Origin of the sequence: Bacillus paramobilis, from assembly GCF_038096195.1 — a bacterium.
Classification (GTDB): Bacteria; Bacillota; Bacilli; order Bacillales; family Bacillaceae_G; genus Bacillus_A; species Bacillus_A mobilis.
On record NZ_CP151108.1, the window covers coordinates 1,605,416 to 1,629,177 of the forward strand.

The window sequence follows — 23,762 nt, forward strand, 5'->3', positions numbered from 1 at the left end:
AAAAAGGTGAATTCAAGCGTGAAACTTATTCATTTAACTCATCCACATGAACAAAATAAATTAGAATTACCACCTACTGTAATGGCATTAGGATTTTTTGATGGCATTCATTTAGGACATCAATGTGTAATTCGAACTGCGAAACAAATAGCGGATGAACGGGGATATAAAAGTGCAGTTATGACATTTTATCCGCACCCATCTGTTGTTTTAGGAAAAAAGGAAGCGCATGCGGAGTATATTACACCAATGTGTGATAAAGAAAAAATAGTCGAAAACTTAGGGATTGATATATTATATGTTATTAAATTTGATGAATCGTTTGCAGGCTTATTGCCACAACAATTTGTAGATGATTATATTATTGGTTTAAATGTAAAGCATGTAGTAGCAGGGTTTGATTATTCATATGGACGTTTAGGAAAAGGAAAGATGGAGACTTTACCATTTCATGCAAGAGGGGAGTTTACACAGACTGTGATTGAAAAAGTTGAATTTCAAGAAGAGAAAGTAAGTTCTACAGCATTACGAAAGTTAATTCGAAATGGCGAAATGGAACAAATTCCATCTATTTTAGGTAGAGCATATACAGTAGGGGGAACGGTTGTACACGGTGATAAACGTGGACGTCAAATTGGTTTTCCTACAGCAAATGTAGGTTTAAGTGATGAGTATCTATTACCACCTGTAGGTGTTTATGCAGTGAGATTAAAGGTTCACGGTGAATGGTACGATGGTGTATGTAATATTGGATATAAACCAACTTTTAAAGAAGATGAGCGCCAATTATCTATTGAAGTGCACTTATTTGAATTTAACAAAGACATATATGATCAAAATGTTACAGTAGAGTGGCATATGCGTATAAGAGAAGAGAAGAAATTCAATGGCATCGATGAGTTAGTTGAACAAATCGCAAAAGATAAGAAAACAGCACAAGAATATTTTGCGAACGAAAAGAATATACTTGCTTTTTCAAATGAAAAGTAGTATTCTATGTTATGTACTTTATGACAACCATTGCTTGGCATTGCGACTCACCGACGCTTGCTAGGTAATTGGGGGTTTAATTAATAGGAGGTGAAATAGGATGGCTTTAACACAAGAGCGTAAAAATGAAATCATTGCACAATTTAGAACTCATGAGACTGATACTGGTTCTCCAGAGGTTCAAATTGCTGTCCTAACGGAGCAAATTAACACTCTAAACGAGCACTTACGTACTCACAAGAAAGATCATCATTCACGTCGTGGTCTATTAAAGATGGTTGGTAAACGTCGTAACTTACTAACTTACCTTCGTAATAGCGATATCACACGTTACCGTGAATTAATCACAAAGCTTGGCTTACGTCGATAGTCAAAGAAGCGGGAATATTCCCGCTTTTTTGTTAGGTAAAAATATATCTTCTACCCTTTATAGCTTACTTCATTTTCGGTAATACTAGAGGTAGAATATTGTGATATACTATCCATTTACATAGAAGAATTGAATACTTTAAATTGAGAGGGGTACTTAAATGAGTCAAGAAAAGCAAGTCTTCTCGATAGATTTAGCTGGTCGTCAGCTAACAGTTGAAACAAGTCAGCTTGCGAAGCAAGCGAACGGAGCAGTATTAGTAAGATATGGCGATACAGCGGTTCTATCTACAGCAACTGCATCAAAAGAACCAAAAAATGTAGATTTCTTCCCACTTACAGTAAACTATGAAGAGCGTTTATATGCAGTCGGAAAAATTCCTGGCGGTTTCATTAAACGTGAAGGTCGTCCAAGTGAAAAAGCAATTTTGGCAAGTCGTTTAATCGACCGTCCAATTCGTCCACTTTTCGCAGATGGTTTCCGTAACGAAGTACAAGTTGTCAGCATTGTAATGAGTGTTGATCAAGATTGTTCTTCTGAAATGGCAGCTATGCTTGGTTCTTCATTAGCGTTATCGATTTCAGATATTCCATTTGAAGGTCCAATCGCGGGTGCAACAGTTGGTCGTATTAACGGCGAATTCGTTATTAATCCAACAGTAGAACAGCAAGAGCAAAGTGATATTCACCTTGTTGTAGCTGGTACGAAAGATGCAATTAACATGGTTGAAGCAGGAGCAGATCAAGTGCCTGAAGAAACAATGTTAGAAGCAATTATGTTTGGTCATGACGAAATTAAACGTCTAATTGCATTCCAAGAAGAAATTGTACAAGCTGTAGGTAAAGAGAAATCAGAAGTGAAACTTTATGAAGTTGACGCTGATCTTAATCAAGCTGTACGTGAAATGTCTGAGAAGGATATGCATTCTGCAATTCAAGTACATGAGAAACATGCACGTGAAGATGCAATTAACGAAGTGAAAAAGCGTGTAATTGAGCATTACGAAGCGCAGGAAGCTGACGCTGATACATTAGGACAAGTAAATGAGATTTTATATAAAATTGTAAAAGAAGAAGTACGTCGTCTTATTACAGTTGAAAAAATCCGCCCAGATGGCCGTAAAGGTGACGAAATCCGTCCATTAGCATCAGAGGTTGGTATTTTATCTCGTACACACGGCTCTGGTTTATTCACACGTGGACAAACACAAGCATTAAGTATTTGTACATTAGGTGCATTAGGCGATGTGCAAATTTTAGATGGTCTTGGTGTAGAAGAATCAAAACGCTTTATGCACCATTACAATTTCCCATCATTTAGTGTTGGTGAAACAAGACCGATGCGTGGACCAGGTCGTCGTGAAATTGGTCACGGTGCACTAGGAGAACGTGCTCTTGAGCCTGTAATTCCATCTGAGAAAGATTTCCCATATACAGTACGTCTTGTATCTGAAGTTTTAGAATCAAATGGTTCTACTTCACAAGCAAGTATTTGTGGTAGTACTTTAGCAATGATGGATGCTGGTGTTCCACTTAAAGCTCCAGTTGCAGGTATTGCAATGGGTCTAGTTAAAACTGGTGAGCATTACACAATTTTATCTGATATTCAAGGTATGGAAGATCATTTAGGTGATATGGACTTTAAAGTAGCAGGTACAGCAAAAGGTGTAACTGCACTACAAATGGACATTAAAATCGATGGTCTATCTCGTGAAATTTTAGAAGAGGCATTACAACAAGCGAAAGTTGGTCGTGTGCACATTCTAAATCATATGTTATCTGTTATTGCAGAGCCACGTACTGAATTATCAGCTTACGCTCCAAAGATTATTACAATGACAATTAACCCAGATAAAATCCGTGACGTTATTGGGCCGAGCGGTAAACAAATCAATAAAATTATTGAAGAAACTGGCGTTAAAATTGACATCGAGCAAGATGGTACAGTATTCATTTCTTCAATAAATCAAGAAATGAATGACAAAGCTAAGAAAATTATCGAAGATATCGTTCGCGAAGTACAAGTAGGTGAAATCTACGAAGGAAAAGTGAAACGTGTTGAGAAATTCGGTGCTTTCGTTGAACTATTCAGCGGTAAAGATGGATTAGTTCACATTTCTGAACTTGCACTTGAGCGTGTAGGTAAAGTAGAAGACGTTGTGAAGATCGGTGATGTAATTACAGTTAAAGTTATCGAGATTGACAAGCAAGGTCGTGTGAATCTATCTAGAAAAGTATTGCTAAAAGAAGAGCAAGAAAAAGAAGCTGCTAAAGAAGAAAGCAAACAAGAGCAGCAATAAGTAAAAGCCAGTTGAACTGGCTTTTTTTGTTATGTAAAAATATGATTTATATATATTTTTATGTCAGTATAGGTATAGTTTTCATTATAACGCTCAAATTAACAAAGATAAGAAGAAAAAGGTATTTATATAGTTAATGGGAGGGTTTATATGAAAGCTCGTATATTGGCATACATATGTATATTCTTTTTATATGTCAGTGTAGGCTCTTATTCCGTTTTTGCACAGGATAACTTGTATGAAGAAATTCAAAAACATGCAAAACAATATGAGATTGCACCTCAAGATGCGATGATTGACAAAATATGGAAAGCAACACCAGGATATAATGGAAGGCAAGTTGATATCGAAGCATCTTATAATAATATGAAGAAGCTAAAGAAATTTGATCAAAAAAATCTTGAATTCAAGGAAGTATCACCGAGTGTCCACTTAAAAGATTTATCACCAGCTCCAATTTATAGGGGGCATCCAAATAAAAAGATGGTGGGATTAACAATAAATGTGGCATGGGGAAATGAGTATTTGCCGCGTATATTAGAGATATTGAAAAAACATGATGTGAAGGCGACTTTCTTTTTAGAAGGACGCTGGGTGAAAGAAAATTTGCGATTTGCAAAAATGATTGTCGATGCAAATCAAGAAGTTGGAAATCATTCTTACACACACCCTAATATGAAAACGCTATCGTCTGATGAAATACGAGATCAGTTACAAAAAACAAATCGAATGATTGAAGCTGCTACGAATCAAAAGGTGAGATGGTTTGCTCCGCCGAGTGGAAGTTTTCGGGATGAAGTTGTGAAAATTGCTGATGATTTCCAAATGGGAACGATCATGTGGACTGTCGATACAATTGATTGGAAACGACCTGATCCAGATGTGCTATTGCAGAGAGTAATGAGAAAAATACATCCAGGTGCTATCGTATTAATGCATCCAACTTCATCTACAGCAGAAGCATTAGATACAATGATTACAAAATTGAAGGAACAAGGATATCAAGTAGGGAATATAACAGAATTACTGGATGAAAAACGTGTGGATTAAATACATTTGCATGACATTCATCCTTAAACTTGTTATCATTAAATAATAGCAATTATTTAGAGAAACTGGCAGTAGGAGGAAAGTTTTTGATTAAAAAATATACTTGTAAAAATGGTGTAAGAATCGTTATGGAGAATATACCAACCGTAAGATCGGTTGCGATTGGTATTTGGATTCATGCGGGATCAAGAAATGAAAATGAAAAAAATAACGGGGTTTCCCACTTTTTAGAGCATATGTTCTTTAAAGGAACGGAAACACGTAGTGCACGCGAAATTGCAGAATCATTTGATAGCATTGGTGGGCAAGTGAATGCTTTTACTTCAAAAGAATATACTTGTTACTATGCAAAAGTGCTAGATGAGCATGCTAAATATGCTTTAGATGTATTAGCAGATATGTTCTTTAATTCAACATTTGATGAGGAAGAACTGAAAAAAGAGAAGAATGTCGTATGTGAAGAAATTAAAATGTACGAAGATGCTCCAGATGATATTGTGCATGATATGTTAACGAAAGCAACATATGAAACGCATCCGCTTGGATATCCTATTTTAGGAACTGAAGAAACGCTTGATACGTTTACAGGTGATACGCTACGCCAATATATAAAAGATCATTACACACCTGAAAATGTCGTTGTTTCAGTTGCAGGAAATATTGATGAAGCCTTTTTACAAACGGTAGAGCAATATTTCGGTAGTTATGAAGGAACAACAAACCGTGAACAAGTACATAGCCCAATTTTCCATTTTAATAAGGTAGCACGTAAAAAGGAAACAGAACAAGCTCATTTATGTTTAGGATATAAAGGCTTACAAATGGGACACGAAGATATTTATAACTTAATTGTATTAAATAACGTTTTAGGCGGTAGTATGAGTAGCCGTTTATTCCAAGAAGTACGTGAGCAACGCGGGTTAGCCTACTCAGTATTTTCTTACCATTCTTCTTATGAAGATACAGGTATGTTAACGCTGTATGGTGGAACAGGAAGCCAACAATTAGATACACTGTATGACACAATGCAGGAAACAATAGAAACATTGAAAAATACAGGTATTACAGAAAAAGAGCTTATTAATAGTAAAGAGCAATTAAAAGGAAACTTAATGTTAAGCTTAGAAAGTACGAATAGCCGTATGAGCCGCAATGGTAAAAATGAATTGCTACTTCGTAAGCATCGTTCACTTGATGAGATTATTGAAAGTGTAAACACTGTAACGAAAGCAAATGTTGATGAGTTAATTCGTAACATGTTTACAGATGAATTCTCAGCAGCATTAATTAGTCCAGATGGAAAACTTCCAAAAGGAATAAAACTATAATTGTTTTATATAAAGTATGTAAAAATAACCGTATCTCTTTTAAAAGAGATACGGTTATTTTTTTTGGAAATACAGAATAGGTACTAATTATAGATAACTTAAATTCATAACTTCTGTAGGGGGAGAGTGTATGCGATTAAGTGAATTAAGCGGTAAAGAGATCGTAAATTTAGAAAGAGCCGAAAAAATGGGAGTTTTAGGCCATGTGGATTTAGAAATTGATGAGAAGAATGGGCAAATACAGGCTCTTATCATACCTGCTGGGAAATGGGGAGGTTTTAAAAAGGAACCACAAGAAGTAAGAGTAACGTGGAGTCAAATTAAGAAAGTGGGGCATGATATGATCCTTTGTGATATTACAGATCGTTCAAGTTCGAAGTGAAAGATGGCCATTTTGGTCATCTTTTTTTGTTCATTCTCCGCTGAGTAAAAGCTCACATGAATCGAGCTTATACAGGAAATCAATTTCCCACATAATGTCCTTTCATATGCCGAATTTTGAGGTGGGGTCTAACTGAGTGCGAATAGCGAGATAAATCATACGTGCTTTTTGTTTTTCAATCACCTAAAACTCGTACATTACATATGATGTGGAGGAAAAAGAAAAAGTAGGCACTTTTCTTATAAATGACAGAAAAAGAAGGTGAATTAGGGAATGTTGACTGAGATGCATATTGCTGTCATAGGAGGAGATGCAAGACAGCTAGAAGTAATTCGCAAGCTAGTTGAATTGGATGCGAAACTTTCATTGATAGGGTTTGACCAGTTAGATCATGGCTTCACAGGGGCAGCAAAAGAAAGTATACAAAATTTAGATTTCACTTCTGTAGATGCAATTATTTTGCCAGTTGCAGGTACAAATGCCAAGGGAGAAGTAGATACTATTTTTTCAAACGAGAAAGTTTCTATAACGAAAGAACAAATTGAAAATACACCAGAACACTTTACTATATATTCAGGTATTGGCACGCCTTACTTGGAAAATCTCGTATCTACTACAAACCGCAAACTTATCAAATTATTTGATCGTGATGATGTCGCAATCTACAATTCTATTCCAACTGTAGAAGGTACATTAATGATGGTAATTCAACATACCGACTATACAATTCATGGTTCCAATGTAATGGTTTTAGGATTTGGTAGAACAGGGATGAGTGTTGCCAGAGCATTTCAATCATTAGGAGCCCATGTCAAAGTTGGAGCAAGACGATCGGAACATATTGCACGTATTACAGAAATGATGTTTTCTCCTTTTCATATGCAAGACATTGAGAAAGAAGTAGGGAATATCGATATTGTTATTAATACAATTCCGCATCTCGTTGTGACAGCGAATGTCATTTCAAAAATGCCGGCTCATACGTTAGTAATTGATTTAGCTTCTAAACCAGGTGGTACCGACTTTAGGTATGCGGAAAAAAGAGGAGTCAAAGCGCTGTTAGCACCTGGATTACCAGGTATTGTTGCTCCGAAAACAGCAGGACAAATTTTAGCGAACGTTCTTTCTCAGTTACTAGCAGAAGATGTAATCGCAAGAAAGGAGAATGGGGAATGAATTTAAAAGGGAAAAGAATAGGATTTGGTTTTACTGGTTCACATTGTACGTACGAAGAAGTAATGCCTCATTTAGAAAAATTAATTGCTGAGGGAGCAGAAGTACGTCCTGTTGTTTCTTATACTGTTCAATCAACAAATACGAGATTTGGCGAAGGAGCAGAGTGGATTAAAAAGATTGAAGAAGTAACAGGCTTTAAAGCAATTAATTCAATCGTTGGCGCAGAACCACTAGGACCTAAAATTCCACTAGATTGTATGGTAATTGCACCACTAACAGGAAATTCTATGAGTAAATTTGCAAATGCAATGACAGACTCTCCAGTATTAATGGCAGCGAAAGCGACGCTAAGAAATGGAAAGCCTGTCGTATTGGCTGTTTCGACGAATGATGCTTTAGGGCTTAATGGAGTAAACCTCATGCGCCTAATGGCAACAAAAAACATCTACTTCGTCCCGTTCGGCCAAGATGCACCAGAGAAAAAACCGAACTCAATGGTAGCTCGCATGGAGTTACTGGAAGATACAGTATTAGAAGCGCTACAAGGGAAGCAATTGCAACCGGTTGTCGTAGAAAAATTCAGATATATGAATTAAAAAACGAAAAAAAACGGACAATTTTTGATGAAACCATCATTCTTACTGTAGAATATGATAAAATTAACGTTATTAGAATTAGAAGGGGTATTGTATACTCCTTCTGATTCTAAGTTATAGAAGGATTGGTATCTAGAAAGGGGCATAGTGATGGAAAAGCAAAAAACTTTTCATGTCGCTGTAGTTGGAGCAACCGGCGCAGTTGGTGAACAAATGTTAAATACTTTAGAGAAACGAGAATTTCCAATCGGGAAGTTAACGTTACTTTCATCTAAACGATCTGCAGGTAAGAAACTTGTATTTAAAGGCGAAGAATTTACAGTTCAAGAGGCAACTCCTGAAAGTTTTGAAGGAGTAGATATCGCACTATTTAGTGCTGGTGGATCTGTATCAAAACAATTAGCGCCAGAAGCAGCAAAGCGCGGTGCGATTGTTGTTGATAATACAAGTGCATTCCGTATGACAGAAAACGTGCCACTTGTTGTACCTGAAGTAAATGAAAACGACTTAAAAGAACATAATGGTATTATTGCAAATCCAAACTGTTCTACAATTCAAATGGTAGTAGCTCTTGAGCCAGTTCGTCAGCAATATGGTTTAAAACGAGTAATCGTTTCCACATATCAAGCTGTATCAGGTGCTGGTGCGGCAGCGATTGAAGAACTTCATGAACAATCACAAGCAATCTTAAATGGCGAAGAAGTGAAGGCAAATGTTTTACCTGTATCAGGTGATAAAAAGCATTTCCAAATTGCTTTCAACGCGATTCCACAGATTGATAAATTCCAAGATAATGGATTTACGTTTGAAGAAATGAAAATGATTAATGAAACGAAAAAAATTATGCATATGCCAGAGCTAGAGGTAGCGGCAACATGTGTACGTTTACCAGTTGTATCAGGTCACTCTGAGTCTGTTTACATCGAAGTAGAAAAAGAAGGTGTAACAGTAGAAGAATTCAAGGACTTACTTGCAAATGCAGAAGGTATTGTTCTGCAAGATAATCCAGAAGAGCAGTTATATCCAATGCCAGCTACTGCAGTAGGTAAAAACGAAGTATTCGTTGGAAGAATCCGTAAAGATTTAAATAACGATAAAGGATTCCATCTTTGGGTCGTATCTGATAACTTATTAAAAGGCGCTGCATGGAATTCTGTTCAGATTGCAGAGCGCTTAGTAAAATTACAATTAGTGTAAACGGCTAAGAGAAGGTGCAAAATATGAAAATTATTGTTCAAAAATTTGGTGGCACATCCGTACGTGATGAAAATGGACGTAAGCATGCGCTTCATCATATAAAAAAATCGCTAGATGCGGGTTATAAAGTAGTTACTGTCGTATCTGCTATGGGCCGTAAAGGTGAACCATATGCAACTGATACTTTGTTAAGTCTTGTAAATCAAGAGGAATCTCGCATTTCTAATCGTGAGCAAGATTTATTATTATCATGCGGAGAATTAATCTCAGCAATCGTCTTCTCTAATATGTTAAATGAGAACGGTATAAAAGCAGCAGCGTTAAATGGTGCACAAGCTGGTTTTGTAACAAATGATGATTTTACGAATGCTAAGATTATTGAAATGAATTGCGATCGTATACATGAAGAGCTAGAAAATCTAGATGTAATCGTCGTTACAGGATTCCAAGGACAAACGAAAAAAGGTGATACGACAACACTTGGACGCGGAGGTAGCGATACTTCAGCTTCAGCGTTAGGTGTTGCGCTTCATGCTGAATATATCGATATCTTCACAGATGTAGAAGGTGTTATGACTGCGGATCCTCGCATTGTAAAAGATGCACGTCATCTTCAAACGGTAACGTACAATGAAATTTGTAACATGGCATATCAAGGTGCAAAAGTCGTTCATCCACGTGCAGTTGAAATTGCGATGCATGCCAAAGTACCACTTCGTGTACGTTCTACGTATTCTGATAGTGAAGGTACGCTTATTTCAGCATCGGACGGTGCGACAAAAGGCCGTGATGTAGAAGAACGTCCTGTTACAGGTATCGCTCATGTATCAAATGTGACGCAAATTAAAGTGCTGGCAAAAGAAACGGCATATGATTTACAACAGCATGTGTTTAAAGAAATGGCGAATGAAGGAATCAGTGTCGATTTAATTAACATTTCACCTACTGGGGTAGCTTATACGGTGAGTGATAGTGTATCAAGTCGTGCAGTTGAATTATTAAAAAACCTTGGATATGAGCCAATTGTGACAGAGCATTGTGCAAAAGTATCTATTGTAGGAGCTGGAATGGCTGGGTACCCAGGGGTTACTGCAAAAATCGTTACAGCTTTAGCGGAAAAAGGTATTCAAATTCTGCAATCGGCAGATAGCCATACGACAATTTGGGTTCTTGTAAAAGAAACTGATTTAGTGGAGGCTGTAAATGCATTACATAGTGCGTTTGAGCTTTCAAAAGAAAAGCAACTGGAACAATAAGGAGTGAGACCATGATAGATTTTGGGACAATTGCAACCGCGATGGTAACTCCGTTTGATAAAAACGGAAATATCGATTTTGCAAAGACAACGAAATTGGTAAATTATTTAATAGATAACGGTACAACAGCAATCGTGGTAGGAGGAACGACAGGCGAATCTCCTACATTAACTTCAGAAGAAAAAGTAGCGTTATATCGCCATGTCGTATCTGTTGTCGATAAAAGGGTGCCCGTAATCGCTGGAACAGGTAGCAATAATACGCATGCTTCTATTGACTTAACTAAAAAGGCAACAGAAGTTGGTGTTGATGCAGTAATGCTAGTAGCACCGTATTATAACAAACCGAGTCAAGAAGGAATGTATCAGCACTTTAAAGCAATTGCTGAAAGCACGCCACTTCCGGTTATGCTATATAACGTTCCAGGACGATCTATTGTACAAATCTCCGTTGATACAGTTGTTCGTTTATCAGAAATAGAAAACATTGTTGCGATTAAAGATGCAGGCGGCGATGTGTTAACAATGACAGAAATCATTGAAAAAACAGCGGACGACTTCGCAGTATACAGCGGTGATGACGGTTTAACGTTACCAGCTATGGTAGTTGGAGCGAAAGGTATCGTTTCTGTAGCATCTCATGTTATCGGAAATGAAATGCAAGAAATGATTGCAGCATTCCAAGCAGGAGAATTCAAGAAGGCGCAAAAATTACATCAATTACTTGTAAGAGTAACGGATTCATTATTTATGGCGCCAAGCCCAACGCCAGTAAAAACAGCGTTACAAATGGTTGGGTTAGATGTAGGTTCTGTACGTTTACCACTTCTTCCATTAACAGAAGAAGAAAGAGTAACGTTACAATCTGTCATGCAATCTATCCCTCGTTAATAAAAAATGACCTAGTGTAGAACTAGGTCATTTTTTATTGGTATGAAAATCTTTACCTCTATTTTCTCATCTACATGTGTTTTTATAAGATTATATTATGCCACTTGTTTAATCACTTCTTTATTATGTATTGCAACATGTATAAGAAAATAATTGTACACCTTTAAATGAATCAAAAAAATATAGTTATTATAGAATAAACATTTGTATAAACGTAATAAACTACCGCTTCTGTTTTTTAGAGAGATCCCCTCAAATGTGACGTAATTCATAAAAAAACTCCATTTTGTAAGTGTTTTTGTTCAATTCTAGAAAAATAAGTCTTGAAAATCCATATTATGAAATTAATTTAGCGTATGTATGGCTATTTTTTCAAAATAATATGGAGTATAAAATCGAAGTAAATATAAAGGAAATACGTTCGATACTTTTGTTATAATTCCGTTCTTTTACCTATTCTTTCGCACGATTTAACTTGTGTTCTATTTCTTGTATCAGGTATAATATGGCTAAGTAGCTTAGTACGGGTATGCTTAGCAAAATTGGTAAAAATTATAATTTGATTACATTTTCATATCATATCGAATAAGATATTTGATTTATATAATGAAAGAGAGGTGAAACCTGGTTTAAAAAATAAACAAGGACATGATATCGCATAACGGTAAGGACATTCGTCTTGGACGGTGAATATATGGTGGTTGTAGAGTTTCCCCTGGTGTCTCTGCAATTTTAGTGAAATCAGTGTTTGAAAGATTTTTAAACCAGGCAACAACATGAAGAGAAAAGAGAATGAGTCTGTTAAAGTATTTGCTCTTGGTGGAGTAGGTGAAATCGGGAAAAACATGTACTGTGTTGAAATTGATTCTGAAATCTTTATTGTAGATGCAGGGTTAATGTTCCCAGGAGATGAAATGTTTGGAATTGATATCGTTATTCCTGATATTACATATTTAGTGGAAAACCAAGAGCGAGTAAAAGGTTTATTTATTACTCACGGTCATGAAGATCATATCGGTGGCATTGTTTACGTACTTCGTAAATTATCAATTCCAGTGTATGCAACGAAATTAACAGTAGGACTTATACAAGAAAAACTTGGCGAAGCGGGTATGTTAGGCCGTGTAGACTTAAAAACAATCGATTCAAATTCAACAGTGGAGTTTAATACTACAACGGTGTCATTCTTTGGAACGACACATAGTATTCCAGATTCTGTTGGTGTTTGTTTCCATACATCAAAAGGTGCGATTGTATATACAGGAGACTTTAAATTCGATCAAACTCCAATTGGAAATAGTGGAGCAGATCTTGGGAAAATGGCACAAATCGGAAATGAAGGCGTACTGTGCTTATTATCTGATAGTACAAATGCTGAGCGTCCAGGCTATACAGGTTCTGAAAAAGAAGTTGGTGTAGAAATTTCTAAAGTGTTCTACGGCGCAGAAGGACGTATTATCGTTGCTTCATTTGCATCCAATGTACATCGTATTCAACAAGTATTTGATGCAGCTGCTGAAACAGGACGAAAAGTAGCTGTTGTAGGACGTAGTATGGTGAAAGTAGTAGATATCGCAAGACGTCTTGGTTATTTAGATGTTCCAGAAGGTATGGTTATTTCACTACAAGAAGTAGACAATTTCCCAGAGAAAAAGGTAGCTATTTTAACGACAGGTAGCCAAGGTGAACCGATGGCGGCCCTTTCTAGAATGGCGAAGCAAGCTCATAAACAAATTTCAATTCGTAAAGGTGATACGGTTATTATTGCGGCTTCTCCAATTCCGGGTAATGAAATATCTGTATCAAAAATTATTGACTTGTTATTTAGAGCGGGAGCTGAAGTTGTTTATTACGGTGAAAGAAAAGTTCACGTTTCAGGTCATGGTAGCCAAGAAGAATTAAAATTAATGTTAAATTTAATGAAACCGAAATATTTTGTACCCGTACATGGTGAGTTCCGTATGCAAAAAGCACATGCATACTTAGCTGAAGATGTAGGCATTGCAAGAGAAAATATCTTTATCGTAGAAAAAGGCGATGTAATTGGTTTTGGTGACGATGAAGCGAACTTAGTTGGTAAAGTGCAAGCGGGCAATGTATTAATTGATGGATTAGGTGTAGGTGACGTTGGTAATATCGTTCTTCGAGATAGAAAAATGTTATCTCAAGATGGAATATTAGTAGTTGTTGTAACACTTGGTAAGGATGAAAAGAAAATTGTTTCTGGTCCAGAAATCATTTCACGTGGTTTTGTGTATGTACGTGAATCAGAAGCGTTAATTGACCGCTCTACAGAGATTGTACGTATGATTGTTGAGCAATCGATTAAAGAATATTCAATTGAATGGTCTATGTTAAAACAAAATATTCGTGAATTATTAGGGCAGTTCTTGTACGAAGAGACAAAGAGAAAGCCTATGATTTTACCGATTATTATGGAAGTATAAAAAAGATCACCTTTATGGGTGATCTTTTTTCTTTTTTAACTCTATCGAATGAAATTTATAACTTAAGAAATAATAGTGATATACGAGTGAAAGGGGATGCGATATGACAGAACGTGATCGTTATACAAATGAAGGGAAAGAGGCTGAGCCGAAAGAAACTGGGAAAGAAGCTTCCATAGTGGAAAAAATTCAACAGCTAGGGCAAACGAATGTACCACAAATGAATGAATCGCGTATTCATTGCTTAACAATCATTGGGCAGGTGGAAGGTCATGTTCAGTTGCCACCGCAAAATAAAACAACAAAATATGAGCATATCATTCCGCAAATTGTTGCGATAGAACAAAATCCGAAAATTGAAGGTTTACTTTTAATATTAAACACGGTTGGAGGTGACGTTGAAGCAGGGTTAGCAATTTCTGAGATGGTAGCTTCGCTTTCAAAGCCAACGGTATCACTTGTTCTAGGCGGAGGACATTCTATCGGTGTACCGATTGCTGTCTCTACAGACTATTCATTTATTGCGGAAACTGCGACGATGACAATTCATCCTATTCGTCTAACAGGTCTTGTTATAGGTGTGCCGCAAACATTTGAGTATTTAGATAAAATGCAAGAAAGAGTCATTCGATTTGTGACGAAGCATTCGAAAGTAACGGAAGATCGTTTTAAAGAGCTTATGTTTGCGAAAGGGAATTTGACGCGAGATATTGGAACGAATGTAATTGGCGGAGATGCAGTGAAATATGGTCTTATAGATGATGTTGGTGGTATTGGAAATGCGATTCGAAAATTGAACGAATTAATAGATGCACGCGGGGATGATAGTGCAGAAGGGACAATGTTACAATGATTTTATATACAATTATGCCGGAGCAACTTGTCTATCCAGCCGATTATTCGCAATGTGAAAGCCAAAAAGTTGTAAATATAAACGGTGTTGAGTTAATGGTTTCTGAAGAAGAACATGGGTATTATTCTATTGTACGTGTGTTAAGTACGGATCCGCTTCACTACTTAGAGTTTGAGCCTGGTCAGAAAATAACCTTTTAGCAAAAAGAAGGATTTTGTTTAGAAGCTATGGTATAATATAAAAAACAAGACGGTTGAGCAGCCATGAGAGGGCTGCTTTCTTCTGTTTATTTAACAATTTACAAGAAGTGTAAAAATAGAAGATATAAGACCTGAAAAAATAGAGAAAACAGACATATAAGTAGAGCTTTTTTCAGGAAGCTCTATTTACATGTAGAACACGAGGTGAAGAAATGGCAAAACAAAAGCAAAGAGGGACGAAGGCAAAAGCAAGACGCACGATAAAGCCAACTTTGTATTATGAAATCGTCGGTTTAACTCTTTTTGCACTTTCAATCATTACGATTTTACAGCTAGGCGTTGTAGGGAAATCGTTTGTGTTATTTTTTCGCTTCTTCTTTGGTGAGTGGTACATAATTGGTGTGTTGGGTGTAATAGCTTTATCGGTTTCGTTTGTTATAAAACGTGGATGGCCGAACCTATTAAATAAACGGTTAATCGGTTTTTATTTAATAGTATTGGCGATATTAATGTTTAGTCATATTACATTATTTAACCTTCTTACGAAAGATGGAGCAGTGCAAAATACTTCTGTTATTGTAAGTACGAAAGATAACTTCTTTCTTGAAATGAAAAAGGGTCCAGATAGTGTTCATTTAGGCGGTGGTATGTTTGGTGCGCTTATGTTCGCGACATGTTACTTCTTATTTGATGAAGTAGGAGCTTATATTATTGGAATCATTTTAGTGATTCTCGGCATACTTTGTATAACAAATAAGCATATTGGAGAAGTACTTGCCCCTGTAGGAAGAATCCTTAGAAGTCAATTTGAAGTAATGCAAGGGGATTATAAAGATTGGAGATCCAAAAGAACGGCTGAACAAACAGAAAAGAAAAAAACAACGAGAAGCACAAGGAGCAAACGTGCTGCAGAACAAGAAGAAATTATTGAGCCGATGGAAGAAATCTCAATTGATCCTCCCATTATTTCGAATTTCACTGAGAATTATCCAGTAAATGAAGAAGAGGATAAACGAATTAGCGAAGAACAGGAAGTAGAGTTGATAACTTCACCGTCTATTGAAGAGGCTCCGCCTGTTGAAGAATCTAAGAAAAAGCGTGGAGAAAAAATCGTTGAATCGCTAGAGAGTGAAACACAAGCGCCTCCTATGCAATTTTCAAATGTAGAAAATAAAGATTACAAGCTTCCTGCACTTGATATATTGAAATTTCCTAAGAACAAGCAAGTTACAAATGAAAATGCAGAAATTTATGAGAATGCTCGTAAATTAGAACGTACATTCCAAAGCTTTGGAGTGAAAGCGAAAGTAACAAAAGTACATAGAGGTCCTGCAGTTACAAAATATGAAGTGTATCCTGATATGGGAGTAAAGGTAAGCAAAATCGTTAGTTTAAGTGATGATTTAGCACTTGCTTTAGCTGCGAAAGACATCCGTATTGAAGCACCTATTCCCGGGAAATCAGCTGTAGGGATTGAAGTTCCGAACTCAGAAGTTTCTATGGTAACGCTTCGAGAAGTTCTTGATTCTAAGGCTAATAATCATCCGGAAGAGAAGTTGTTAATTGGTCTTGGACGAGATATTACAGGTGAAGCTGTATTAGCCCGTTTAAATAAGATGCCCCATTTACTAGTAGCTGGTGCGACAGGTAGCGGGAAAAGTGTATGTATTAACGGTATTATTGTTAGTATTTTAATGCGTGCAAAACCACACGAAGTAAAATTAATGATGATTGATCCGAAAATGGTAGAGTTAAATGTATATAACGGTGTTCCTCATTTATTAACACCAGTTGTAACTGATCCGAAAAAAGCATCACAAGCTTTGAAAAAAGTTGTGAGCGAGATGGAGCGTCGTTATGAGTTATTTGCTCATAGTGGCACGCGTAATATTGAAGGATACAATGATCATATTAAAGAACATAATAGTCAGTCGGAAGCGAAACAACCGGAATTACCTTATATTGTAGTCATTGTGGACGAGTTAGCAGATTTAATGATGGTTGCTTCATCGGATGTAGAGGATGCAATTATGCGTTTAGCACAAATGGCTCGTGCGGCTGGTATTCATTTAATTATTGCAACGCAGCGCCCGTCAGTAGATGTTATTACCGGAGTTATTAAAGCGAATATACCATCGCGTATTGCATTCGCTGTATCTTCTCAAACAGATTCTCGTACAATTCTTGACGGTGGTGGTGCGGAGAAACTACTAGGTCGTGGAGATATGCTGTTTATACCAATTGGTGCATCGAAGCCTGTACGTGTACAAGGTGCGTTTTTATCAGATGATGAAGTTGAGAGAGTTGTAGAATATGTTATTGGTCAGCAAAAAGCGCAATATCAAGAAGATATGATTCCACAAGATGTTCCTGATACGAAACAGGAAGTAGAAGATGAATTATACGATGAAGCAGTTCAGCTTGTAGTGGAAATGCAAACAGCATCTGTTTCTATGTTGCAACGTAGGTTTAGGGTAGGTTATACGCGAGCTGCCCGTTTAATTGATGCAATGGAAATGAATGGTGTAGTAGGTCCGTATGAAGGTAGTAAACCACGAGAAGTGCTCATTAATGATGTGCAAGAAAAAAGTTCATAAAAAAAGCCTAATTGTTTTTACAATTAGGCTTTTTTATATGCTGGTTTTGTTATATACTATATTCAATGATTAAGAAAGGGCTTACATTTGAAGCGATTCTTGAGAATACGAATACTTTGAATTTGTTTTTAATTAATGTTCGATATTTAATGTAGAAAAATGTTAAATTTTGTTGACACGTATGGGAGCAAGTGGTAAGATTACTTCGAAAAGAATCACTGCCTCATATAATCTTGGAGATAAGGTCCATAAGTTTCTACCTGGCAACCATGAATTGCTGGACTATGAGGGGAAAAGTGTGTAACAAAGGATGTAAGAGATCTTTGTGCCGAACTTTTTCTCGAAATGAGGAATGTTTATGGTGCAAAGTTTTTTTTATGCAGTAAAGAGTGAAAATTGCATCTTAAAAAATTATTAATATTTATTCGACAATTAAGCTTATTTTTAGTATTTAGCAATTTTTATTATGTTGTAAGTTGAAAAAAGAGAAAAGAAGTCTTACATCAGAGGTCGAATAATTGAAATGCGGGGGAGTCTTATGTCAGTAAAATCCGATAGTCGTCACCTATATTTACGGGTGATTGATCACATCAAAGAAAAAATTAAAGATGGAGCTTACAAAGAAAGACAGAAGTTACCATCAGAGTTTGATTTAGCGAAAGAACTTGGTGTAAGTAGGGCGACTTTAAGGGAAGCACTGCGAATTTTAGAAGAAGAAAATGTTGTCATTCGTAGACATGGTGTAGGAACATTTGTAAATGCAAAACCGTTATTTTCTTCTGGGATTGAACAACTTTCTAGTATTACAGATATGATTTCTAGTGTGGGGAAAACACCAGGAACTATCTTTTTATCATCATCTACAACAAGTTTAACAGAAGAAGAAAAAGAGAAGTTTAATAGTGAAGATGGTTTTAATGCAGTAATGATTGAGCGTGTGCGTACAGCAGATGGGGAACCTGTTGTATATTGTATCGATAAACTTGCAAAAGAAATCTTACCAGATTTATCGGGATACAACGAAGAATCATTGCTTACAGTGATACATAACAACACACACAAACGTATCACATACGCAGTTGCTCACATTGAGCCAATTGGCTACCATCCGAAAATTTCACCGATTTTAGAATGTGAACCAGAAACAGCACTGCTAGTTTTAAAACAAATGCACTATGATCAAAATGATGAGCCAATCTTATATTCTATTAATTACTTTAGAGCTGATAAGTTTAGCTTCCACGTATTAAGAAAACGTATGTAGGTGAGTTCCTTTTTAGGGAGGTGACAGCAAGAAGTTAGGGACAGCAGCGTATAAAAAATAGACAATTCATTTCAGGAGGGGTTTCTAGTATGAAGAAAAAAACAGGTCTTTTATTATCATTAACATTAGCAGCAAGCACGGTGTTAGGTGCATGTGGTAACTCGGATAAGGCGAGCAGTGACAAGAAAGAAGATAAAGACTTCAAAGTTGGTATGGTAACGGATGTTGGGGGCGTTGATGATAAATCATTCAACCAATCTTCTTGGGAAGGTTTGAAAAAGTTTGGTAAAGATAATGGGTTAAAGGAAAAGACAAATTATCGTTACCTACAGTCTGAAAAAGAAGCGGATTATATTCCAAACTTAAAGAAATTTTCAAAAGATAAGTATGATTTATCTTTCGGAATTGGTTATAAATTAGAGGGTGCAATTAAAGAAGTAGCAAAAGAAGCTCCAAAACAACAATTCGCAATTGTGGATACTGTTGTAGAGGCACCGAACGTAACAAGCATTACATTTAAAGATCATGAAGGTTCATTCCTTGTAGGTGCGGTAGCGGCTATGTCAACAAAATCGAATAAAGTAGGATTTGTTGGTGGAATGAAGAGTGATTTAATTAGTAAATTCGAAAATGGATTTAAAGCTGGTGCAAAGGCAGTAAATCCAAATATTGAAATCGTATCTGAATATGCAGAAGCATTTGATAAACCGGAAAAAGGTACAGTTCTTGCTTCAGCAATGTATGGTCAAGGCGTAGATGTAATTTATCATGCTGCTGGTGGTACAGGTAACGGCGTGTTCACTGAAGCGAAAAACCGTAAGAAAAAAGGTGAAAATGTTTGGGTAATCGGTGTTGACCGTGACCAAAACCAAGAAGGTATGCCTGAAAACGTAACATTAACTTCAATGGTAAAACGTGTAGATATCGCTGTTGAAAAAGTAGCACAAGAAGCGAAAGATGGTAAATTAAAAGGTGGTAAAGTAGAAGCGTTTGGCTTAAAAGATGACGGTGTCGGTATTGCAAAAACAACTGACAACGTGAAAAAAGTTAACCCTGAAATTTTAACAAAAGTAGAAGAGTTTGAAAAGAAAATTACAGATGGTGAAATTAAAGTACCAGCTACAGATAAAGAGTATAAAGAATATGAAGCTTCTCTAAAAAAATAAATAGAGAAATAGCAAAGGTTAGTTCATAGAACTAACCTTTGTATGTATAAAACTTCCAAATTGCTTAATAAGTTAATAGTGTAATAGGGGAATGTTCCCTGTTAAAAGGAGGAACACAATGGAATACGTAATTGAGATGAATAACATTACGAAAGTATTCCCAGGCATTGTAGCGAATGATGATATTACGCTGCAAGTAAAGCAAGGAGAAATACATGCTTTACTTGGAGAAAATGGTGCAGGGAAATCCACATTGATGAATGTACTATTTGGTTTGTATCAACCAGAACAAGGTGGAATTAAAATTAAAGGAAAGTCTGTAAACATTACCAATCCGAATGTGGCAAATGACCTTGGTATTGGAATGGTTCATCAGCACTTTATGCTTGTTCATAATTTTACAGTTACAGAGAATATTATTCTCGGAAATGAACCGAAGAAAAAAGGGAAAATTGCTGTTGAGGAAGCAGCTAAAGAAATTCAAAAACTGTCTGAACAATACGGATTAGCTGTAGATCCATATGCGAAAATACAGGATATTTCAGTTGGTATGCAGCAGCGTGTTGAGATTTTAAAAACACTTTACCGCGGGGCAGAAATTTTAATATTTGATGAACCGACAGCTGTGTTAACACCGCAAGAAATTCATGAGCTAATTCAAATTATGAAAAAGCTTGTACAAGAGGGAAAATCTATTGTTCTTATTACACATAAGTTGAAAGAAATTATGGAAGTTTGCGATCGTTGTACGATTATTCGTAAAGGAAAAGGAATTGGAACGGTTGATGTTGCAAATACGGATGAAAATAAACTTGCAGAATTAATGGTCGGACGTCAAGTGAATTTTAAAACAGAAAAAATAGACGCGAAGCCAAAAGAAGAGGTACTTTCAATTGCAAATCTTGTTGTTCACGATGCACGTCAACTACCTGCTGTAAAAGGCCTTGACTTAACTGTTCGTGCGGGGGAAATTGTTGGAATTGCAGGGATTGATGGAAACGGACAAAGTGAATTAATAGAAGCAATTACTGGTTTACGAAAAGTTGAGTCAGGTTCTATTGCAATTAAAGGAAAAGAAATAACAAATTGGCCTGTTAGAAGGATAACAGAAGAAGGAATTGGTCATATTCCAGAAGATCGTCATAAACACGGCCTTGTTCTTGATTTTTCAGTTAGAGATAATATAGTTCTGCAAACGTACTATAAAAATCCGTTTTCAAAGAAAGGGATTTTAAATTTTAGTAAAATTACAGAAAAAGCAAAGGCACTTATTGAACAGTTTGATGTACGTACACCTAGTGAGCAAACGTTAGCGCGCGCTTTATCTGGGGGGAATCAACAAAAAGCAATTATTGCACGTGAAGTAGACCGTGATCCAGATTTATTAATCGCGGCACAGCCAACACGTGGTTTAGATGTAGGAGCAATTGAATTTATTCATAAGAGATTAATAGAGCAAAGGGATAAAGGAAAAGGTGTATTACTTTTATCTCTAGAGTTAGATGAAATCTTAAATGTTAGTGACCGAATTGCTGTTATTTATGAAGGGAAAATCGTAGCGATTGTTGATGCGAAAGAAACGAATGAACAACAGCTTGGATTGTTAATGGCTGGAGGAACAAAGAAGGAGCAGGTGGGTACAAATGGCTAAAAAACTTTTAACAGAACGAACGATAAATATTTTAGTCCCAGTACTATCCGTTATTTTTGGCTTACTTGTCGGAGCGATTGTAATGCTAGTTAGTGGCTATGATCCGATTGTTGGTTATAGTGCACTTTGGACAGGAATGTTCGGTAGCCCAAGTGCAATAGGTGAAACGCTTCGTACAATGATACCGCTTATTCTTGCCGGCTTATCAGTGGCGTTTGCATTTCGTACAGGTTTATTTAATATCGGGGTAGAGGGTCAATTACTAGTTGGTTGGCTTGCAGCGGTTTGGTTTGGTTATGCAGTCTCGCTACCAGCTGTTCTTCACATTCCGTTATCTATTTTATTTGCAGCATTGGTAGGTGGAATTTGGGGTTTCATCCCTGGATATTTAAAGGGGAAATTTCAAGTTAATGAAGTTATTGTAACAATTATGATGAACTATATTGCGTTATACGTAACATATGACATTATTAAACGTTTCTTGCACGAGGGTAATGATAAAACGTACGACATCAAAGCGAGTGCGTCATTATCTTCAGACTGGCTTGCTGCCATCACTGATGGTTCGCGCCTTCACTGGGGAATTGTTGTAGCAATTTTAATTGCTATTTTAATGTGGTTCTTATTAGATCGAACAACTTTAGGGTATGAATTAAAATCGGTAGGATTTAATCAACATGCTTCCCAATATGCTGGTATGAAAGTTTCTCGCAATGTAGTATTCTCTATGACAATTGCGGGTGCATTTGCGGGGATTGGTGGAGCGATGGAAGGGTTAGGAACGTTCCAAAGTATGACAGCAATGTCTTCGTTTACAGGAGTAGGATTTGACGGAATTGCCGTAGCCTTACTTGGGGGGAATAATCCGTTTGGTATTATCCTTTCAGCTTTATTATTTGGTGGTTTGAAAAGTGCTTCCCCTCAAATGAACTTTGAGGCAGATGTACCATCAGAGCTTATTAATGTGATTATTGCATGTATCATCTTCTTTGTTGCATGTAGTTATGTGTTAAGATGGGCGCTTACACGCATGAGCAAGGAGGGGAAATAAATGAGCTTTTTAGATATATTAGCCATTCTTGTGACGGGTACGTTATATACATCAGCACCTATAATTTTTACAGCACTAGGTGGTGTATTTAGTGAACGATCGGGTGTTGTAAATATCGGATTAGAAGGACTAATGCTATTTGGTGCATTTATTGGAGTTGTTACAAACTTATTAATGGGTGATACATGGGGAACGATGACTCCGTGGATTGCGTTATTATTTGCGGCAATTGGTAGTGGGTTATTTGCGTTACTTCATGCGGTAGCATCTATTACATTCCGAGCGGATCAAGTTGTAAGTGGTGTAGCAATTAACTTCTTATCTCTTGGGTTAACGGTATTTGCAATTAAGAAGATTTTTGATAAAGGACAGACTGACTTTATTCAGTACCGTATTGAAAAGATTGATATTCCAGGCCTTTCGGATATTCCGGTTTTAGGGAAGATATTCTTCTCTAACGTACCGATAACGTCGTATATTGCTATTATTTTAGCATTCGTTGTTTGGTATGTTATTTATAAAACACCGTTCGGTCTTCGTCTTCGTGCGGTTGGTGAGCATCCAATGGCAGCTGATACGATGGGGATTAACGTATATAAAATGCGCTATATCGGTGTTTGTATATCAGGTGTGTTTGCTGGAATTGGTGGAGCAATTTTTGCAATGTCAATTTCTAATAACTTCTCAGGGGCAACTATTACTGGACAAGGTTTCTTAGCGTTAGCTGCTATGATCTTTGGGAAGTGGAATCCACTAGGTGCATTAGGTGCAGCACTATTCTTTGGTTTTGCACAATCGTTAAGTGTAACAGGTGGGACAATTCCTGTATTAGATCAAATTCCGAGTGTTTTATTAACGATATTACCGTATGTATTCACAATATTAGCACTTGTTGGTTTTGTAGGTCGTTCTGAAGCTCCGAAAGCGTTAGGAACTCCTTATGAGAAAGGAAAACGATAAGTATAAAAAAGCTCGCACATTAGTGCGGGCTTTTTTACA

The 23,762-nt window shown here is 36.7% G+C and carries 20 protein-coding genes and 1 riboswitch; all 20 genes read left to right on the forward strand.

What is annotated here, in order from left to right; translation table 11 throughout:
* The first annotated feature begins 18 nt into the window (after nucleotides 1-18).
* The 20 genes from ribF to AABL52_RS08550 all read left to right on the forward strand — a co-directional run bounded on the left by ribF (nucleotide 19) and on the right by AABL52_RS08550 (nucleotide 23,723).
* On the forward strand, nucleotides 19-990 hold the full coding sequence (gene ribF, locus AABL52_RS08455; protein WP_000766717.1) for a bifunctional riboflavin kinase/FAD synthetase: 972 nt from the start codon (nucleotides 19-21) through the stop codon (nucleotides 988-990).
* A 100-nt stretch (nucleotides 991-1,090) separates the two neighbouring features.
* Nucleotides 1,091-1,360: a 30S ribosomal protein S15 gene (rpsO, locus tag AABL52_RS08460; RefSeq protein WP_001229392.1), complete on the forward strand. Its 270-nt coding sequence runs from the start codon at nucleotides 1,091-1,093 to the stop codon at nucleotides 1,358-1,360.
* Between the two features lie 160 nt (nucleotides 1,361-1,520).
* Nucleotides 1,521-3,659 (forward strand): polyribonucleotide nucleotidyltransferase, encoded by a 2,139-nt coding sequence (gene pnp, locus AABL52_RS08465; RefSeq protein WP_097844215.1) that lies wholly within the window; start codon nucleotides 1,521-1,523, stop codon nucleotides 3,657-3,659.
* A gap of 150 nt (nucleotides 3,660-3,809) precedes the next feature.
* A complete protein-coding gene (locus AABL52_RS08470) occupies nucleotides 3,810-4,709 on the forward strand; it encodes a polysaccharide deacetylase family protein (protein WP_097844216.1) in 900 nt (299 codons plus the stop codon).
* 86 nt (nucleotides 4,710-4,795) lie between these two features.
* Nucleotides 4,796-6,037: a M16 family metallopeptidase gene (locus AABL52_RS08475; protein ID WP_341519157.1), complete on the forward strand. Its 1,242-nt coding sequence runs from the start codon at nucleotides 4,796-4,798 to the stop codon at nucleotides 6,035-6,037.
* Between the two features lie 130 nt (nucleotides 6,038-6,167).
* Nucleotides 6,168-6,419: a YlmC/YmxH family sporulation protein gene (locus tag AABL52_RS08480; RefSeq protein WP_001239745.1), complete on the forward strand. Its 252-nt coding sequence runs from the start codon at nucleotides 6,168-6,170 to the stop codon at nucleotides 6,417-6,419.
* Nucleotides 6,420-6,692: 273 nt separating this feature from the next.
* Complete coding sequence (gene dpaA / locus AABL52_RS08485) at nucleotides 6,693-7,595, forward strand: dipicolinic acid synthetase subunit A (protein ID WP_000954734.1); 903 nt, start codon at nucleotides 6,693-6,695, stop codon at nucleotides 7,593-7,595.
* Nucleotides 7,592-8,191, forward strand: a complete 600-nt coding sequence (gene dpaB / locus AABL52_RS08490) for a dipicolinate synthase subunit B (protein ID WP_001049480.1) — start codon at nucleotides 7,592-7,594, stop codon at nucleotides 8,189-8,191. Before dpaA ends, dpaB begins: the two co-directional genes overlap by 4 nt.
* A 150-nt stretch (nucleotides 8,192-8,341) precedes the next feature.
* A complete protein-coding gene (asd, locus tag AABL52_RS08495) occupies nucleotides 8,342-9,388 on the forward strand; it encodes an aspartate-semialdehyde dehydrogenase (RefSeq protein ID WP_000414853.1) in 1,047 nt (348 codons plus the stop codon).
* Nucleotides 9,389-9,411: 23 nt separating this feature from the next.
* Nucleotides 9,412-10,644 carry an aspartate kinase gene (gene dapG, locus AABL52_RS08500; RefSeq protein WP_000692478.1) on the forward strand — a complete coding sequence of 411 codons (1,233 nt, stop codon included), beginning with the start codon at nucleotides 9,412-9,414 and terminating at the stop codon, nucleotides 10,642-10,644.
* 11 nt (nucleotides 10,645-10,655) lie between these two features.
* Nucleotides 10,656-11,534 carry a 4-hydroxy-tetrahydrodipicolinate synthase gene (dapA, locus tag AABL52_RS08505; protein WP_000564778.1) on the forward strand — a complete coding sequence of 293 codons (879 nt, stop codon included), beginning with the start codon at nucleotides 10,656-10,658 and terminating at the stop codon, nucleotides 11,532-11,534.
* Between the two features lie 776 nt (nucleotides 11,535-12,310).
* Entirely contained in the window at nucleotides 12,311-13,981 is a 1,671-nt protein-coding gene (locus AABL52_RS08510; RefSeq protein WP_000823086.1) for a ribonuclease J, read from the forward strand.
* 103 nt (nucleotides 13,982-14,084) lie between these two features.
* The gene (gene tepA, locus AABL52_RS08515; protein ID WP_000139826.1) at nucleotides 14,085-14,834 is read left to right on the forward strand and encodes a translocation-enhancing protein TepA; all 750 of its coding nucleotides are present in this window, start codon (nucleotides 14,085-14,087) and stop codon (nucleotides 14,832-14,834) included.
* The gene (locus AABL52_RS08520; protein WP_000605027.1) at nucleotides 14,831-15,034 is read left to right on the forward strand and encodes a YlzJ-like family protein; all 204 of its coding nucleotides are present in this window, start codon (nucleotides 14,831-14,833) and stop codon (nucleotides 15,032-15,034) included. Before tepA ends, AABL52_RS08520 begins: the two co-directional genes overlap by 4 nt.
* A 212-nt stretch (nucleotides 15,035-15,246) precedes the next feature.
* Nucleotides 15,247-17,631 (forward strand): DNA translocase FtsK, encoded by a 2,385-nt coding sequence (locus AABL52_RS08525; protein ID WP_097844219.1) that lies wholly within the window; start codon nucleotides 15,247-15,249, stop codon nucleotides 17,629-17,631.
* A gap of 203 nt (nucleotides 17,632-17,834) precedes the next feature.
* Nucleotides 17,835-17,936: riboswitch (purine riboswitch) on the forward strand.
* A gap of 233 nt (nucleotides 17,937-18,169) precedes the next feature.
* On the forward strand, nucleotides 18,170-18,895 hold the full coding sequence (locus AABL52_RS08530) for a GntR family transcriptional regulator (protein ID WP_000114176.1): 726 nt from the start codon (nucleotides 18,170-18,172) through the stop codon (nucleotides 18,893-18,895).
* An 89-nt stretch (nucleotides 18,896-18,984) separates the two neighbouring features.
* A complete protein-coding gene (locus AABL52_RS08535; protein ID WP_000730603.1) occupies nucleotides 18,985-20,061 on the forward strand; it encodes a BMP family lipoprotein in 1,077 nt (358 codons plus the stop codon).
* A gap of 118 nt (nucleotides 20,062-20,179) precedes the next feature.
* Nucleotides 20,180-21,712 (forward strand): ABC transporter ATP-binding protein, encoded by a 1,533-nt coding sequence (locus AABL52_RS08540; RefSeq protein ID WP_000456942.1) that lies wholly within the window; start codon nucleotides 20,180-20,182, stop codon nucleotides 21,710-21,712.
* Nucleotides 21,705-22,763: an ABC transporter permease gene (locus AABL52_RS08545; protein ID WP_001085261.1), complete on the forward strand. Its 1,059-nt coding sequence runs from the start codon at nucleotides 21,705-21,707 to the stop codon at nucleotides 22,761-22,763. The genes AABL52_RS08540 and AABL52_RS08545 overlap by 8 nt, the downstream gene beginning before the upstream one ends.
* A complete protein-coding gene (locus tag AABL52_RS08550; RefSeq protein ID WP_000008857.1) occupies nucleotides 22,764-23,723 on the forward strand; it encodes an ABC transporter permease in 960 nt (319 codons plus the stop codon). It begins immediately after the preceding gene.
* Nucleotides 23,724-23,762 lie beyond the last annotated feature (39 nt).